This window comes from Candidatus Sulfidibacterium hydrothermale (genome assembly GCF_020149915.1).
Taxonomy (GTDB): Bacteria; Bacteroidota; Bacteroidia; order Bacteroidales; family F082; genus Sulfidibacterium; species Sulfidibacterium hydrothermale.
In genome coordinates, this window is sequence record NZ_CP083760.1 from 512,018 (window position 1) to 528,657 (window position 16,640).

Here is a 16,640-nt window from a genome sequence, read left to right on the forward strand (position 1 = left end):
TTGTTAAGGAGTTAACTGTAATCATTCTAAATTTTTTATTAGCTTTGTGCCCGGTATTAATTTAAACTAAATATAAATTATGGCAAAAATACTCGTTCTGGGCGCTGGCATATCCGGCCATACCGCTTCTACTTGGCTTAAAAAGAAACTGGGTAAAAAACACGATGTTATTGTTGTAGCACCGACCATGCACTATCATTGGATTCCTTCTAATATTTGGATTGGTGTGGGCCGGATGACTCCGGACCAGGTAAAATTCAGACTGGAAAACCGTTACAAAAAATCAGGAATTATCTTCAAACAGGCTAAGGCAGTTTCCATTCATCCTGAAGGAAACGAAAAATCAGACCGGGGGTATGTGACCATTGAATATACCGGTCAGGATAAAATAGGAGAAACCGAAACAGTAGAGTACGACTTTCTGATTAATGCCACCGGTCCCCAATTGAAATTTGATGCCACCGAGGGACTGGGACCTGGAAAAAATACCGTATCCGTTTGTTCTTTTAGCCATGCTGCCGAAGCATGGGAAAAGCTGAAAGAATCCATCGAACGGATGGAAAAAGGAGAAAAACAAAAATTCATTATTGGTACCGGTCACCCGGGAGCTACTTGTCAGGGAGCGGCTTTTGAGTACATTCTTAATGTGCATTATGAAATAGCTAAACGTAAACTGGAACATCTGGCTGAATTCAAGTGGCTGACCAATGAATACGAAGTGGGTGACTTTGGTATGGGAGGCGCTTACATCAAAAGAGGCGGATATATTACTTCTACCAAAACCTTTGCCGAGTCGTTTTTGAAAGAACGGAATATTGGCTGGATAAAACGGGCCGGAGTGAAAAAAGTGGAACCGGGAAAAATCTTTTACGAGTTGCTTGATGGTACCGAACATGAAGAAACTTTTGACTTTTCTATGTTGATTCCTGCATTCAGTGGACCGGGAATGAAAGCATACAATAAAAAAGGAGAAGATATTACTTCGGTATTGTTTGCTCCTAACGGATTTATGAAAGTAGATGCCGATTACACCAAAAAGCCTTTTGAAGAATGGAAAGCTTCTGACTGGCCATCCACTTATCAGAATCCGGATTACAAAAATATTTTTGCCGCAGGAATTGCTTTTGCGCCGCCGCATCCGATTTCTAAACCCATGTTCAGTCCTAACGGAACCGGTATTTTTCCGGCTCCGCCGCGTACCGGTATGCCTTCCGGCGTTATTGGGAAAGTAATTGCCGATAATATTATCGACTGGATTAAAAAAGGAGATGACTCGTTAAAACATAAAGCCTCCATGGCCCGGATGGGAGCTGCCTGTATTGTTTCGGCCGGTTTTGGTCACTTCAAAGGAGCAGCTGCCACCATGACGGTTTTCCCCATTGTACAGGACTGGGAAAAATATCCTACTTACGGGCGTGATTTACGTTATACCGTTGGTGAAGCCGGATTGGCCGGACATTGGCTGAAATGGTTTATGCATTATATGTTTTTACACAAAGCCAAAGGTTATCCGTTCTGGTGGTTATTGCCTGAATAATTTATTGATAATAAACAAAAAACAGTATAAGATGAAAGAACAGGAAATGAGAACCGAAGCTTATTCGGAAGAATCGTATCCGCCAATGCCTACGAAAACCACATTGTTTTGGCGCCGTTTTTGGCCCTGGCAGGTTATACGATGGATTGTCTTGAATATTAAGATTTTACGTATTGTTGTAGGGGGCCACTCTTAAAAGCGGGCTTACTGCATTCATGACTTTTCCTTTCATCGTTCGGGCATCCGCCCGGACGATGAATTTTTCGACTTCATCCGCTCTCTGACGGGTAAACACGGATAAGATGAGTGCCCTAAAGGGAGAAATCCCAAAAGACAAAAAAACAAATCACAAAAAAATCTCAAATCCCAAAAACCAACCGGTTTGTCATGCTGAGCAACGCGAAGCATCTCGTTTAACGGCCTCTTTCATCGTTTGAGTGTCCGCTCGAACGCACCGATAAGATGTAGTGTAATGGAGTCCCGGAGGGACGACTTATCGCCATTGACGCTGAATTTATTCAGAGGTCGCTGGTTTTAATCCCTTCGGAACTGATTCAAACACAAGATATGTATCTTTTTTACTTTAAGTACTTTTAACTTCAAACTTCAAGTACTTCAAATACTTCAAGTGCCTAAAGTGGGAAATCCCCAAAAACAAAAAGAGCAAATGACAACTCCAAAAGCTAACTGTTTTGTCATGTTGAACGTAGTGAAACATCTCTTTTAACAGCCGTGATTGTTTTTAGATCCTTCACTTCGCTATCGCTCCGTTCAGGACGACAGCAGGAATGTGATAAGATGTTGAAAAATCAACAGTTAAGTACCTGTCAATTATTATTTATCCTTTCCAATGTCCAATGACTAATGACCAAGTTTGAAATCCCCAAAAACAAAAAGAGCAAATGACAACTCCAAAAGCTAACTGTTTTGTCATGTTGAACGTAGTGAAACATCTCTTTTAACAACCGTGATTATTTTTGAGATTCTTCACTGCGCTTCACTTCGTTTAGGATGGCAGTAAAAAACACAACTAAAACACTAAAAATCAACCAATCACTAATACCAATGACTTTTCCCTATTCATCGGTTCATCATTCTACATTTATCATTCATCCTTCCCAATGACTAATGACCAAGTTTGAAATCCCCAAAAACAAAAGAACAAATCTCCAAAAAAATCACAAACGCTAAAGCGCAAAACCCTAAACCGCTAAAAATCAACCAATCACTAATGACCAATAACTTTTTCCCATTCACCGGTTCATCACTCAACATTTATCGTTCATCGTTTCCTAATGACCCTTTTCCTCTTAAAAATAAAACATCAAAAATCCTCCATCCTTCCATCTTCACATCCTCCATCCAACATCCTTCACATCGAAAATCCTCCATCCTCACATCCAAACATCTTCCATTAGATTTCCGTTTCCGTAAAGAGATGTTTCTTACTTTTGCCCGTTTTTAAGCTTATAGCATGGACGTTACCGGAATAAAAATTGATGACTATGATTATCCTTTACCGGATGAAAAAATAGCCAAATACCCGTTGGCTCAACGCGATCAGTCGAAATTACTTCTTTTAAAAGATGGTGAAATTTCCCAACGAAAATTTTCAGAAATTCCGGATTTATTGCCCTCGGACAGCTTGCTTTTATTTAACGAAACGCGGGTGATTCAGGCCCGGCTGTTGTTTCAGAAATCTACCGGTGCTCAGATAGAGATTTTTTGTTTGGAACCGGTAGAACCGGTCAATGATTTTCAGCTGGCTTTTCAGCAATCGCCACCGGTGGTGTGGAAATGCTTTGTGGGTAATGCCCGTCGCTGGAAATCAGGACCTCTCCAAACGGAGTTGACGGTGGCAAACCAGCCGGTAATTTTACAGGCTGAAGTCAAAGAAAAACTTTCCGATGCATTTCTCATTTCCTTTTCGTGGGATAAACCGGCACTTTCTTTTGCTGATATTCTAGAAACTTCTGGCCATACGCCGTTGCCTCCTTATCTGCATCGCGAAGCTGAAGAAACCGACAAAACCCGTTATCAAACGGTTTATGCCCGGCTAAATGGTTCGGTAGCTGCGCCTACCGCCGGATTGCACTTTACAGAAAAGATCCTGCAACAGCTTGACGAAAAAGGGATTGATAAAGACCGGTTAATTTTGCATGTGGGAGCCGGAACCTTTAAACCGGTTTCTGCCGATACCATTGGCAAACATGAAATGCATACCGAACAAATCAGGGTTTCGTTACGAACGCTGAAACATTTGTACCGGGCTTCTGAAAAAAAGATCATTCCGGTAGGCACTACTTCCATGCGGTCGCTTGAAAGCCTCTTTTGGATGGCCCTGCGTTTGCATAAAAACCTGCCGGATCCTTTTCATGTGCAACAATGGGATCCGTATCAACTGTCTATTCCGGAAGATTTTTCATCCCGGAAAGCTTTGGATGTTTTGATTCGTTTTCTTGAAAAAGAGCAAAGCAATGAGCTGAAAGGAACGACGCAGTTGATTATTGTCCCGGGATATACTTTTCGTTATGCCCGGGGAATCGTTACCAATTTCCATCAACCGAAAAGCACGCTTTTACTTCTGGTTTCAGCGCTTATTGGTCCCCGGTGGAAAGAAGCCTACCGGTTTGCGCTGCAAAATGATTTCCGGTTTCTGAGCTATGGCGATAGCTGTTTGTTTTTGCCCTGATTTTTTACTCATCCGGTTTTATTTCTTCAAAAGCTCTAATTTTTACTGGTTTTAGTCAGTGTTGTAAATTGTTGTTAATCAGTATTAACTGATTTGATAGTGAATCGTTCACAACTACGAAAAAGAAAAAATCCTGTATAAAAAATTGGGTTTGTAAAATTTCCGTTTTACTTTTGAAAGGTATATTCACTTAAAAACAATTAACCCATGAAAGAAATAAGCCACGATGCGCAAAAGTTCTTTGATTTGCGTGAATTTGTATTGAATGTTCAATCGTATGAAGAAGCGGTTGCCGGCTTTAAATGGCCCCGGATCACCAAGTTTAACTGGGCATTGGATTATTTTGATGTCATTGCGGAAGGGAATCAGAAACCGGCTCTGATTTATGCTGATGTTGAAGGAAATGACGAAACGGTTACCTACGATGATATGATGAAACGCTCAAACCGGGTGGCTAATTTTTTAAATGACCTGGGACTTGAGAAAGGGGATCGTGTGATGTTGATGATGGATACCTCTGTGGAGATTTACGAGCTCTTTTTGGGAATTATGAAAGCCGGCGGAGCGATTATTCCGGCTTCCACCCTTCTGTCTCCGGCTGATGTATCCGACCGCATTGTTCGTGGTGATGTAAAATTTGTAGTGGCGCACAGTAAATATATGGATCGTGTAGACGAAGCCGGTGAGGCTCTTTACCGGTTAAAAGGTTTGGTTTGTGTAAGGCCTGAGAAAGAAAGATGCCAGTGCGAAAACAAGGAAAATATTCCCTGCTGGGTAGATTACAACGAAAATAAAAACTACGAAGAAACGTATGAATCGAATTTTATCACTTTTTCAACAGACATTCTCTTTTTGTTTTTCACCTCCGGAACCACTTCCAAACCTAAATTGGTAATGCATCCGCATCATTATCCTGTCGGACACCTGACCACGATGTACTGGCTTGACCTGAAACCCGACGATGTGCATTATAACATCAGTTCGCCGGGCTGGGCAAAGTTTGTATGGAGCAGCTTTATTGCCCCGTGGAATGCCGGATGTACGGCTTTTACCCTGAAATATGATCAGTTTGATCCGGACAAGGTGCTCGATGCCATGGAGAAATACAAAATTACCAGTCTTTGTGCTCCGTTGAGCGTTTGGAAACTCTTTGGCAGTCGTGATTTCTCAAAGTATAATTTTTCATTGAAAAAAATGGTGAGTGCCGGCGAACCGGTGAATCCTGAAATCAGTAAAATGGCCAAAGACCTTACCGGAGTAGAATTGCGTGAAGGTTACGGACAAACCGAAACCACAGCCATGATTGCGACTTTCCCGGGAATGAAACCGCAAGCCGGTTCCATCGGAAAAGTAGCTCCGGGTTATGAAGTGAAAATTCTCAACGCCCAGTTGGATGAAGTAGTGCCCGGACAAGACGGACAAATTTGTTGCGCTACTTATCCGGTGAAACCCATGGGATTGTTAACAGCCTATGAAGATCAGCAACGCAACAAAGACATCTTTAAAGGCGGTTGGTACCTCACGGGCGATACGGCATACATGGACGAAGAAGGTTATGTGCATTTTGTCGGACGGGTGGACGATGTCTTTAAGAGCCTGGATTACCGGATTAGTCCTTTTGAAGTGGAAAGTGAAATTATTGAAAACCAGGCGGTACTGGAGGTCGGAGTCATTCCTACTGTAGATGATAAAGACCGGATTGTTCCCAAAGCTTTTATTGTGTTGAATCCGGAGTACACGCCCAATCGGAAGATGGCACTGGAAATTTTCCGCTACATTCGTGACCACATGGCACCTTACAAACGTCCCCGCTCCATCGAATTTATGGATGAGTTTCCAAAAACGATCAGTTCTAAGGTAATGCGGAAAGACCTGCGGGCTTACGACGAAGAATTACGTCGCAGTGGTAAAAAAGGAAAATACGAATTCTTTGAAAAAGAATTTGCCAAAGAACTGAATCTGAGAAGAAGAAAATAATAATTTGAGTTCAGTATCTGCATCTTTTTTTGCGAGATGCAGATACTTTTCCGGTTTGAAAATCAGCTTTTCCCCATCCTTTCTTTTTGTGTAAGTTGGGAAGAAATTCTTGTGTTTAGAATATTTCCCTTTATCGTCTCATCGAAAATGCAGAAAATAAATTTCCGGCGTGGAAATTATATGTATCTTTGACATTAATATTACTTGTTAAACAAAGAGTTATAGACTAATTTGTTTGTTGTTTTAACAGACAAAAACTATATTACTAAATTTTTTAATCTATTAATGAATAAAACAGAAAAAATGAAAAAATTATTGGTTTTTGCAATGGGCTTGTTTTTGATTAGCCTGGTATTTATGGGATGTGATGATTCAGACTCGGACAATCCGGGTAATTACATCAAACACGACAATGTATCATACGCGTTGAGCAACGGCTTTGTTTTTGATGCTTCGCAAAGTGAAAAAGATGCAAAACTTGAAGATGGTTCTCTTGCCGTTTATCCTGTAGGACTGCTGCTGGTTTCTTCTGGCTTCACCATTTATCCTGTGGATGGAAACATTGATTCGATTTCCGGAACAGGAAGCGGGATTTTTTTTATAGCGTATTCTACCAGCTCGGATAAACTGGCTGATGGACATTATGTATTGGATTCTCTGGCTCTTGACCAATCCGGCATTTTTTTGTATGCTGATGCCGTTTTTGATTACAATGTAGCCACCGGAGATGGAATTGAAACAGAAATTAGTTCCGGAACGTTGGATGTAAAATCGGATGGCGACGATTACGAAATTAGTTTTGATTGTAAAGGCAAAGATGGAAAATCGATTACCGGTTATTATAAAGGAAGCGTGGAATCTTATTTGTCCGCTGCGGTTCAGGTGAAAAGTTCACTTTCCCGCACGAAATCAACGGATGTGAAACAGCTTTTTGACAAAAAATAACGCTCCATACTTTGAAATAAAAAATATTTCTATACATTTGTCGCGTTAAAGAAAGAATACAATGATTCAATTAATGTCAAACAACTTTTTTTACACCTTTTATTACTTTTATTTTAAAAGTGATACGGGGCTGTATGTGGTTTGACAATCAATAAAACAACAAAAACATAAAAGTCCCGGAAGTTTTTCGGGACTTTTTTTTTGACAAAAAATAAAGAGATGATAAAAATAGCCATGCAGGGAGTCAGGGGGGCATTTCATGAAATCGCCATCCGGAAATATTTTAATCATGATGATTATGAAGCGGTTCCCTGTGCTTCTTTTAATGAATTGTTTGATGCATTGCGCTTTCAACGGGCCAGTTATGGAATGGTAGCCATTGAAAATTCCATTGTGGGCAGTATATTGCCCAATTACACGCTTTTGCGGGAGTCGGGGTTGCGTATTCTCGGTGAAGTGTATTTGCGCATTGAGCAGCATTTGCTGGCTTTGCCCGGACAAAAAACAGAGGATATCAAAAAAGTGTATTCCCATCCCATGGCGCTTCAGCAGTGTCGGGAATTTTTAACACCATTCCGCAGGAACGGGGTTCAGCTGGTCGATTCGGAAGATACTGCCTTGAGTGCCCGCTGGATCAGTGAAGGCAACATGAAAGGAGTGGCTGCCATTGCCAGCCGGCTGGCTGCTAAATTGTATCATCTCGATATTTTGGCCGAAGGGATCGAAACCAACAAAATGAACTATACCCGTTTTCTTGTGGTTTCGGATGACGAAAACTACAAAAGTCACCTGGCCGGAAAAAAAATCGATAAAGCTTCGCTCTGTTTTATTTTGCCGCATCAGCAGGGACGCCTTTCTGAAGTACTTTCCGTACTCTCTTTTTATAAAATCAATCTTTCTAAGATACAATCACTTCCCATTGTGGGACAAGAATGGGAGTATCTCTTTTATGTGGATGTTGATTTTTCAGATTTTGAAAAATATCGCCAGTCGCTGGATGCCATCCGGCCGCTTTTAAGTGAATTAACCGTTTTTGGTGAATATGAAAAAGGAGAAAAATTCTATGAAAATTGATACAGCCAACCGGTTAAAAGTAGTCAGTGAATATTATTTTTCGCGTAAGCTGAAGGAAATAGCCGCTTTGCGCGAAAAAGGCCAGGACATTATCAATCTGGGTATCGGAAGTCCGGATGGCGCTCCTGCTGCAGCGGTTATCGAGACGCTTGTCACCGAAAGCCGTCAGCCGGGGAATCATGCATATCAAAGCTATTCCGGAATTCCTGAATTACGACAAGCGTATGCTTCGTGGTACCAAAAATATTTCGGTGTGAAGTTGAATCCGGAGAATGAGATTTTACCGCTAATGGGTTCTAAAGAAGGAATCATGCACATCTCTATGGCTTTTTTAAATCCGGGTGACGAAGTGCTGGTTCCTAATCCGGGATATCCGGCTTATGCAGCGGTGGCCCGGTTGTTGGGTGCTACTGTGCGTTATTATCCATTGGATGAAAATAAATTTTGGCAACCCGACTGGACTGCCCTGGAGAAAACAGACCTTTCGAAAGTAAAAATCATGTGGATGAACTATCCGCATATGCCTACCGGTACCCGGGCTTCCCGTTCTCTTTTTGAACAGGCTGTTGACTTTGGAAAGAAAAACCAAATTTTAGTGGTTAATGACAATCCGTACAGCTTTGTCCTGAACGATGAGCAGCTGAGTTTGCTAGAAGTAGAAGGAGCCAAAGAGGTGGCTTTGGAGCTAAACTCACTGAGCAAATCACACAATATGGCCGGTTGGAGACTGGGTTTGGTAGCCGGACATGCTGCGTACATCAAAGCGGTTTTGCAGGCAAAAAGTAACATGGATTCCGGAATGTTTAAGCCGCTGCAACTGGCTGCTGTAAAGGCTTTGCAACAACCGGAGAGCTGGTATCATGAGTTGAATGCCGTTTACCGGAAACGAAGAAAAATTGCTTTCGGGATTTTTGATGAGCTGCAATGTAGTTACAATAAACAGCAAGTGGGCATGTTTGTCTGGGCGAAAATTCCGGATACGGCCGAAAGCGGGGAACAACTGTCAGAGAAGATACTTCATGAAAATCAGGTTTTTATTACCCCCGGATTTATCTTTGGTTCTGCCGGAGAACGTTATCTGAGACTTTCTTTGTGTACGCCCGAAGAAAGACTGCTTGAAGCCAAAACAAGAATGATGAATTAGAAAAAAGAAAAAGAATGAATGTATGTGTAGTGGGTATCGGATTAATCGGCGGGTCAATGGCCCTGGATTTGAAAAAACGTGAGTTTGCCCAAAAAGTGGTGGGTGTTGATGTGAATCCGCAACATGCCAATATTGCCAAACTGAGCCGGTTGGTTGATGATGTGATGGAGCTGGAAGAGGCTATCCGGATTTCTGATCTGGTTATTGTGGCTACACCGATCAATGTAACCAAGAAGTTGTTGCCGGAAATCTTAACTCTTTGTCAGGGAACCCAAAAAGTGGTAACCGATGTGGGATCTACCAAAGCCGGTATTTTGCAAAAAATTGCCGATCATCCCAACCGGAAACAATTTGTAGCTTCTCACCCTATGGCCGGAACTGAGTTTTCCGGTCCGTTGGCTGCCATCAGCCGTTTGTTCGATTACAAAACAGCCATTATTTGCGAAAAAGAAAACAGCAGTCCGGCAGCACTCGAAATGGTAGAACAGATGTACGAAACCCTGCACATGAAAGTCATTTATATGCAGCCGCATGAACATGATGTCAGTGCTGCTTATGTTTCGCATATTTCGCATATTTCGGCTTTTGCTCTTTCGCTGGCGGTGCTTGAAAAGGAAAAAGACGAGAAGAGAATTCTTGATCTGGCCAGTGGTGGATTTGCTTCTACCGTGCGATTGGCCAAAAGTTCAGCGGAAATGTGGGTTCCTGTTTTTGACCAAAATTCCGATTATGTTTTGGAAGTACTGGATACCTACATCCATAAACTGGAAGCTTTCCGGGAAGCTATACAAAAGAAAGATCACGACGAGATTACCCGTTTAATTCACGAATCCAATAAAATTCAAAAAATACTTTAAAATTAGTTATCATGCCTAAAGATCTGCATATCAAAAAATTGTCAGAATGGGAAGAATATCATGAACGGCCATTTGTCATTGCCGGTCCCTGTAGTGCCGAATCGGAAAAACAGGTGGTGGAAACCGCCATTGGTTTAAAAAAAACCGGAAAAGTAGATATGTTCCGTGCCGGAATCTGGAAACCGCGGACGCGTCCCAACAGCTTTGAAGGAGTGGGAGCCAAGGGGCTTTCCTGGCTGAAAAAAGCCAAACAGGAAACTGGCTTGCCGTTGACCATTGAAGTGGCCAATGCCAACCATGTTTATGAAGCACTGAAATACGGGGTGGATGTGTTGTGGATTGGAGCCCGTACATCAGCCAATCCTTTTGCTGTTCAGGAAATTGCCAATGCCATGCAGGGGGCAGATATCGGTGTGTTGATAAAAAATCCGGTAAACCCGGACCTGGAGCTGTGGATTGGCGCCATTGAACGGATTTATCAGGCTGGAATAAAAAAAATCGGACTGATTCACCGGGGCTTTTCTACTTATGAAAAATCGAGTTACCGGAATCTTCCGCAGTGGCAGATTCCTATCGAAATGAAAAGCCGTCTTCCGGAGATTCCCATGCTGAATGACCCCAGTCATATCGGAGGAAAAGCAGAGCTGATTCTGGATCTTTCACAAAAAGCCATGGATCTGAATTTTGACGGGTTGATGATTGAATCACACGTGAATCCAAAGGAAGCATTGAGTGATGCCCAACAACAAATTACTCCGGAAGAGTTGGGCAAATTACTTGACCAGCTTGTGTTACGTAGTCCCCGCCCCACTGACGAAAAACAATTGAATGTTTTGGAAGAACTGCGTGGAAAAATCGATTGGCTCGATAAGCAGTTCTTAGATCTTATTGAACAACGCATGCAGGTGGCCGAAGCCATTGGTGAATACAAAAAACGGAATAACATCAGTATTCTGCAAAACAAACGTTGGGAAGATATCATTTATAAAAGTATCGAAGAAGGCGCTAAACGCGGCTTAAGCCGGGAATTTATCAACCGGGCTTTTAAAGCCATCCACCAGGAATCCATCAACCATCAGATGGAAATCATGAACGGTAAGAAAAAACCGGAAGCTTAAGATCAACAGGGAAAAGAGAACGAAGTGACGACAGGGTGTTGATCGCACCCTTCGTTCTTTATCCCGGTAGCCGTGGGCTGCTATTGTTCTGTTCTTCAAAGTCACGAGGGGATGCTTCCGGCAGAGTTCTCCGGACAGAAAAACGGAATCCGGATTTTTGTGTTATGGGGAGCTCCCCAAAGCCAATCGTTATTCATCATACCCGATCATTAAACATCTTTCCATTTCACCGGGATGAATCGCGCGGAAAGTACTATTTTTGCAACGCAAAAAAACAATCCGTTGAAAAACCTTAATCTGAAATGATGAAACGATTTTCCTTTCTTGCGGTTCTTTTTCTTTTGTCTGTAGCACCGCTGTTTGCCCAAATCCTGGAACCGGTAAAGTGGTCATTTTCCACACAAAAAATTGCGGACAAAGAATATGCGCTGATTTTTACAGCCCGTATTGACAATAACTGGCACTTATATTCGCAGGATATTCCGCAAGCGCCTCCTGCTACTACATTTACTTTTAAGAAAGACAGCAGCAGTTATACGCTGGAAGGAAAAGTGGAAGAACAAGGACAGGTGATCAAAGAGTTTGATAAAAATTTCAACATGGAGTTGAAATATTATCTTGATAGTGTACGGTTTGTCCAGAAAGTGAAGATTAAAGGAGCCGGAGCGGTGGTGAAAGGAACGCTGAATTACATGTGTTGTGACAATACCCAGTGTTTGCCTCCGCAGGATGTGGATTTTTCTTTTGATCTGGGAAAAGTGAAAACGGCAGCCTCTACTGCAGCGATTGCAAAGCAGACTACGGTTTCCGGAAAAAATAAAATTGATATTGGCGGCCGGAAAAAAGGCCTTTGGGGCTTTTTTGTGTTGGCTTTTCTCGGCGGACTTCTTGGTATTCTTACGCCTTGTGTTTTCCCCATGATTCCGATGACGGTAAGTTTCTTTATGAAAGAGGGGGAAGACAAAGCCAAAGGAAAAATGCAAGCGTTGTTGTATGGCTTTAGTATTATTGCCATTTATACCCTGATTGGCTCGGTATTGGCTGTGATTGCCGGGCCGAATATTGCTAATTGGCTTAGTACAAACTGGTTGCCTAACATTATCTTCTTTATTATTTTCATGGTTTTTGCTTTCTCGTTCTTCGGGATGTTCGAAATCACCATGCCGCACTGGCTGGTGAACAAATCGGATCAGAAAGCAGACCGGGGTGGTATTTTGGGTCCTGTTTTTATGGCGCTTACCCTGGTTTTGGTGTCTTTCAGCTGTACGGGTCCTATTGTGGGAACTATTTTGGTAGAATCGGCCGGAGGCGAAATTTTAAAACCCATTGTAGGAATGTTTGGTTTTTCGCTGGCTTTTGCTCTTCCGTTTACTTTGTTTGCTTTCTTCCCGTCGTGGTTGTCTAATTTACCCAAGTCGGGCGGATGGCTCAATTCGGTGAAAGTGGTTCTCGGTTTCCTTGAGTTGGCTTTTGGACTTAAATTCCTGAGCATTGCCGATCAGACCTATCACTGGCATATTCTTGACCGCGAAGTATATCTTGCCCTTTGGATCGTAATTTTCTTTTTGCTGGGATTGTATCTGTTGGGTAAAATCCGGTTTGCTTATGATGATGAGGTAAAACACGTGACTGTTCCGCGATTATTGCTTTCTATTATCACTTTTAGTTTTGTGGTTTACATGATTCCGGGGATGTTTGGTGCTCCGTTGAAATTTCTTTCGGGTTATCTTCCGCCTCAGAGTACCATCGATTTTGATGTCAACAAAATTGTCCGTGACAATTTACAGATCTACGGCGGTGGAGCAACGCATGAGCCCAAAGAGATTTGTGCAACGCCGAAGTATCACAGCTTTTTGGAACTTCCTCATGGTTTAAAAGGATATTTCGATTATAAACAGGCTGTAGCTTGTTCCAAAAAACAAAACAAACCCATTTTTATTGATTTTACCGGACATGGTTGTGTCAATTGCCGTGAAATGGAAGCCAATGTGTGGTCTGATCCGCGGGTGCTGAAAATTTTGCGTAATGATTATGTGATCCTTGCCCTTTATGTGGATGATAAGTATCCGCTCCCTAAAAATGAATGGGTTAGATCGTCGTATGACGGGAAGCTGAAGAAAACACTGGGGAAAAAAGATGCCGATTTTCAGATTTCGAAATTCGGGGTAAATGCCCAGCCGTTTTATGTGCTGATGGATAATAAAGGAAATGTTTTGGTACAACCCAAGGCGTACGATTTAAATGTGGATCATTTTATCCGGTTCTTGAAAGAAGGAATAAAAAATTACAAAGAGGGGAAAAGCCTGTTCAACATCAATAAAAAACCGGCAGAATAATGCTTACAAATCGCCTTTGTGACCTACCACAATGACGATTTCTCCTTTTACCGGTTTGTTTTTAAAATATTCGAGTACTTCGGCAAAAGTACCGCGGATGGTTTCTTCATGGATTTTTGTCAACTCACGGGAAACAGAAACCGGACGTTCCGGGTCGAAAACAGTCATCATCTGCTCCAGCGTTTTTATTAGCCGGTAAGGCGATTCGTACAGGATAAGCGTGTGTGGGTATTGAGCCAGCTCTTTTAAGCGGGTTTGTCTTCCTTTTTTGTGCGGAAGGAATCCCTCGAAAAAAAACCGGTCTGACGGAAAACCCGAATTGACCAGTGCGGGAACAAAAGCAGTGGCTCCGGGCAATGTTTCTACCGGAATGTTGTTTTTCAGGCATTCGCGAACGAGCAAAAATCCGGGATCGGAAATGGAAGGGGTTCCGGCATCACTGACCAGCGCGATGGTTTCGCCCGCCAGGATTTGTTCCACATATCTGGCAACTACCTTGTGCTCATTATGGATATGAAACGATTGTAATCGGTTTTGAATGTCATAATGTTTTAACAGGGTTCCGGTTGTACGGGTATCTTCGGCAAGGATAAGAGAAACCTCTTTTAAAATGCGAAGTGCCCGGAAGGTGATATCCTCAAGATTGCCAATTGGAGTGGGTACCAGATATAATTTTGACATGGCCTTGGGTTTTATCCAAATTTACGTTCCAGTAATTGAAGCAGTTTTTCCAATGCCGGGCTGTTTTCATCCCACTGATATTGAATTTGTAGCTCAGCGAGATAAGTTTGTGCTCCTGGCAGTCCGGAAAAGCTGTTCAGCTCATCAATAACCTTGTTGTATTGTTCCATGTCGCCGTGAAACATTTCGTTGATAAACAAAAACTTATCGTTTATTCCAATGGCTTCGCGTAAATCCTGAATTCCGGAAGATTGCAGCGTTTCGGCAATGGCCGGATCGGATGGTTTTAATGTTTCGCCTACGGTTTCAGTCACCGAATCCGAAAAAAGATCAAGGGTGATCTCTTCCGGTTTTTCCTGTACTGATTTTTCTTCGGTTTCCGGTTTCTTTTCTTTCGGTTCGGGGGTGGCCGGTTTTTCGTCCTGGATTTGCTGCGGTTCAGCCGGTTTTTCTTCGTTCACCGGTTGTTGTTCTGTTTCTGGCTTTTTTTCTGCCGGTGGTTCCGGAATGGTTTCTTTTTCAGTGGGTTGTTCTTGTTGGGTTTCTGGCTGTTCTTCCATCACCGGTTCAGAAACAAAAGCCGGTTCATTTTCCAAAGCCGGTTCATGCGATAAATTTTCTTCCGGAGAGAGCCGTTCCTTTTGTTCCGCTTCTTCCAGCGCTTTCATTTTTTCGTAAAGGCGCCGGGTTTTTTCCAGTAGCAGGTCTTTCTCAATTGTCGGCATTGGCTGGCTTTGATTTTCCCACTTTTGGGTTTCGACGAGCAGTTTCTCCAGCGCTTTTTTTATATCGGTTAATAAATCGGCTTTGTTCATTTTTTGGACATTATTATTTGAAAATTTAACTGTTATTGTGCCGTAAAAATTTGTCGTAACCGCTAAAATTTTACCGGTTCTCTTTGGGGCATGCTAAACAGATTTGGTTAAATTTGTCCATTCAAAAGTAATAAGAAAAATAACAATTGATTCATGTTTCTTGAAAAAGACCGAAACAATTCGGAACGAACGGGATGGATAGAGGTGATTTGCGGTTCTATGTTTTCCGGAAAGACCGAAGAGCTGATTCGCCGGTTGAACAGGGCCCGCATTGCCCGGCAGAAGGTGGAGATTTTTAAGCCGGCAGTGGATACCCGTTATGACGATACGGATGTGGTTTCGCACGATGCCAAATCGGTGTCGTCAACGCCGGTGGAAAATGCATCGCAAATTTTGTTTTATGCCGAAGATTTTGAAGTGGTGGGGATTGATGAAGCCCAGTTTTTTGGTGAAGAATTGGTTTCTGTTTGTAATGAGCTGGCTATGAATGGAAAACGGGTAATTGTAGCTGGTTTGGATATGGACTATCTCGGAAAGCCTTTTGGCCCGATTCCTAAACTGATGGCGATTGCTGAATATGTGACTAAAGTACATGCCATTTGCATTCGCTGCGGAAATCTGGCCCATTATTCACACCGGACGGTAAAAAATGATAATCTGGTGGTATTGGGCGAAACGGATGCTTACGAACCCCTGTGTCGTCGTTGTTTTCTTGAAGCCCGTAAGGAAAGCAATTCGTCCGAAAAAGCGGATTGATGCGTATGTTTCCTGATGTATCTTTCTTTTTTCTAATTTTGCCGGGCAAATAGAAAGGCTGTGTGCCCATGAAATATCTGTTTTTCATCGTCGGGTTGTTGATGTGTTCCTCCGTGTCGGCACAAAAAAGAGAAAAACCGGAAACCCTTGTGGTGATTCATACCCGTTTTGGCGATATGATGGCTGTGCTGTATAACGATACTCCTAAAACAACAGCCAATTTTATCAAGTTGGTCAAGAAAGGATGGTACAACGGATCTACATTTCACCGGGTGATTAAAAATTTTATGATTCAGGGGGGAAGTAACAAAGATGGTCGTTCGGATCCGGGTTATACGCTTCCGGCAGAAATCCGGCCCAACCATTTTCATAAAAAAGGCGCTTTGGCCATGGCCCGCGAAGGCGATGATGTCAATCCGGAAAAACGTTCTGATGGATCACAGTTTTATATTGTACAGGGAAAGGTGGTTACCGATCAATATCTTGATGCAGTATCGGCCCGTACCGGTCATGTTTTTACCAAAGAAGAAAGGGAAGTTTATAAAACCATTGGCGGAGCACCGCATCTCGATGGCGGTTATACGGTTTTTGGCGAATTGCTTTCCGGTTTTGATGTGTTGGATAAAATAGCTTCGGTAAAAACGGATGCCCACGACAAACCGCTGGTGCCTGTTACCATGACCATTAAAGTTTTGGATAATTAAAACG

At 42.5% G+C, this 16,640-nt stretch carries 14 protein-coding genes; 12 read left to right on the top strand and 2 right to left on the bottom strand.

Annotated features, from left to right (window positions below):
• The first annotated feature begins 79 nt into the window (after positions 1 to 79).
• The 10 genes from LA303_RS01945 (at position 80) to LA303_RS01990 (ending at position 13,680) form a co-directional block, all read left to right on the top strand.
• Entirely contained in the window at positions 80 to 1,537 is a 1,458-nt protein-coding gene (locus LA303_RS01945) for an NAD(P)/FAD-dependent oxidoreductase (RefSeq protein ID WP_240526259.1), read from the top strand.
• Positions 1,538 to 1,568: 31 nt separating this feature from the next.
• Complete coding sequence (locus tag LA303_RS01950) at positions 1,569 to 1,733, top strand: hypothetical protein (protein ID WP_240526260.1); 165 nt, start codon at positions 1,569 to 1,571, stop codon at positions 1,731 to 1,733.
• Between the two features lie 1,278 nt (positions 1,734 to 3,011).
• Positions 3,012 to 4,229, top strand: a complete 1,218-nt coding sequence (locus LA303_RS01955) for an S-adenosylmethionine:tRNA ribosyltransferase-isomerase (protein ID WP_240526261.1) — start codon at positions 3,012 to 3,014, stop codon at positions 4,227 to 4,229.
• Between the two features lie 207 nt (positions 4,230 to 4,436).
• Complete coding sequence (locus tag LA303_RS01960) at positions 4,437 to 6,206, top strand: acyl-CoA synthetase (RefSeq protein WP_240526262.1); 1,770 nt, start codon at positions 4,437 to 4,439, stop codon at positions 6,204 to 6,206.
• Between the two features lie 303 nt (positions 6,207 to 6,509).
• Positions 6,510 to 7,151 carry a hypothetical protein gene (locus LA303_RS01965; RefSeq protein ID WP_240526263.1) on the top strand — a complete coding sequence of 214 codons (642 nt, stop codon included), beginning with the start codon at positions 6,510 to 6,512 and terminating at the stop codon, positions 7,149 to 7,151.
• 219 nt (positions 7,152 to 7,370) lie between these two features.
• Positions 7,371 to 8,225, top strand: coding sequence for a prephenate dehydratase (locus tag LA303_RS01970; protein WP_240526264.1), 855 nt, complete (start codon positions 7,371 to 7,373; stop codon positions 8,223 to 8,225).
• Positions 8,194 to 9,369: a pyridoxal phosphate-dependent aminotransferase gene (locus LA303_RS01975; RefSeq protein ID WP_240526265.1), complete on the top strand. Its 1,176-nt coding sequence runs from the start codon at positions 8,194 to 8,196 to the stop codon at positions 9,367 to 9,369. The genes LA303_RS01970 and LA303_RS01975 overlap by 32 nt, the downstream gene beginning before the upstream one ends.
• Positions 9,370 to 9,383: 14 nt before the next feature.
• Positions 9,384 to 10,226 carry a prephenate dehydrogenase gene (locus LA303_RS01980; protein ID WP_240526266.1) on the top strand — a complete coding sequence of 281 codons (843 nt, stop codon included), beginning with the start codon at positions 9,384 to 9,386 and terminating at the stop codon, positions 10,224 to 10,226.
• Between the two features lie 11 nt (positions 10,227 to 10,237).
• Positions 10,238 to 11,344, top strand: coding sequence for a chorismate mutase (locus tag LA303_RS01985; protein ID WP_240526267.1), 1,107 nt, complete (start codon positions 10,238 to 10,240; stop codon positions 11,342 to 11,344).
• A 302-nt stretch (positions 11,345 to 11,646) separates the two neighbouring features.
• Positions 11,647 to 13,680 carry a protein-disulfide reductase DsbD family protein gene (locus tag LA303_RS01990; RefSeq protein ID WP_240526268.1) on the top strand — a complete coding sequence of 678 codons (2,034 nt, stop codon included), beginning with the start codon at positions 11,647 to 11,649 and terminating at the stop codon, positions 13,678 to 13,680.
• A 3-nt stretch (positions 13,681 to 13,683) separates the two neighbouring features.
• On the opposite strand, the gene rsmI is transcribed toward LA303_RS01990, so the two are convergent.
• Positions 13,684 to 14,361 (bottom strand): 16S rRNA (cytidine(1402)-2'-O)-methyltransferase, encoded by a 678-nt coding sequence (gene rsmI, locus LA303_RS01995; protein ID WP_240526269.1) that lies wholly within the window; start codon positions 14,359 to 14,361, stop codon positions 13,684 to 13,686.
• Between the two features lie 11 nt (positions 14,362 to 14,372).
• Positions 14,373 to 15,176 (bottom strand): hypothetical protein, encoded by an 804-nt coding sequence (locus LA303_RS02000; protein WP_240526270.1) that lies wholly within the window; start codon positions 15,174 to 15,176, stop codon positions 14,373 to 14,375.
• Between the two features lie 153 nt (positions 15,177 to 15,329).
• Here LA303_RS02000 and LA303_RS02005 point away from each other — a divergent pair, with 153 nt between their 5' ends.
• A complete protein-coding gene (locus LA303_RS02005) occupies positions 15,330 to 15,932 on the top strand; it encodes a thymidine kinase (RefSeq protein ID WP_240526271.1) in 603 nt (200 codons plus the stop codon).
• A gap of 68 nt (positions 15,933 to 16,000) precedes the next feature.
• Positions 16,001 to 16,636, top strand: a complete 636-nt coding sequence (locus LA303_RS02010) for a peptidylprolyl isomerase (protein WP_240526272.1) — start codon at positions 16,001 to 16,003, stop codon at positions 16,634 to 16,636.
• The last annotated feature ends 4 nt before the right edge of the window (positions 16,637 to 16,640 follow it).

Coding starts and splice junctions, on each gene's coding strand:
- LA303_RS01945 (WP_240526259.1), top strand. CDS start 80: ATGGCAAAAATACTCGTTCTGGGCGCTGGCATATCCGGCCATACCGCT.
- LA303_RS01950 (WP_240526260.1), top strand. CDS start 1,569: ATGAAAGAACAGGAAATGAGAACCGAAGCTTATTCGGAAGAATCGTAT.
- LA303_RS01955 (WP_240526261.1), top strand. CDS start 3,012: ATGGACGTTACCGGAATAAAAATTGATGACTATGATTATCCTTTACCG.
- LA303_RS01960 (WP_240526262.1), top strand. CDS start 4,437: ATGAAAGAAATAAGCCACGATGCGCAAAAGTTCTTTGATTTGCGTGAA.
- LA303_RS01965 (WP_240526263.1), top strand. CDS start 6,510: ATGAAAAAATTATTGGTTTTTGCAATGGGCTTGTTTTTGATTAGCCTG.
- LA303_RS01970 (WP_240526264.1), top strand. CDS start 7,371: ATGATAAAAATAGCCATGCAGGGAGTCAGGGGGGCATTTCATGAAATC.
- LA303_RS01975 (WP_240526265.1), top strand. CDS start 8,194: ATGAAAAAGGAGAAAAATTCTATGAAAATTGATACAGCCAACCGGTTA.
- LA303_RS01980 (WP_240526266.1), top strand. CDS start 9,384: ATGAATGTATGTGTAGTGGGTATCGGATTAATCGGCGGGTCAATGGCC.
- LA303_RS01985 (WP_240526267.1), top strand. CDS start 10,238: ATGCCTAAAGATCTGCATATCAAAAAATTGTCAGAATGGGAAGAATAT.
- LA303_RS01990 (WP_240526268.1), top strand. CDS start 11,647: ATGATGAAACGATTTTCCTTTCTTGCGGTTCTTTTTCTTTTGTCTGTA.
- rsmI (WP_240526269.1), bottom strand. CDS start 14,361: ATGTCAAAATTATATCTGGTACCCACTCCAATTGGCAATCTTGAGGAT.
- LA303_RS02000 (WP_240526270.1), bottom strand. CDS start 15,176: ATGAACAAAGCCGATTTATTAACCGATATAAAAAAAGCGCTGGAGAAA.
- LA303_RS02005 (WP_240526271.1), top strand. CDS start 15,330: ATGTTTCTTGAAAAAGACCGAAACAATTCGGAACGAACGGGATGGATA.
- LA303_RS02010 (WP_240526272.1), top strand. CDS start 16,001: ATGAAATATCTGTTTTTCATCGTCGGGTTGTTGATGTGTTCCTCCGTG.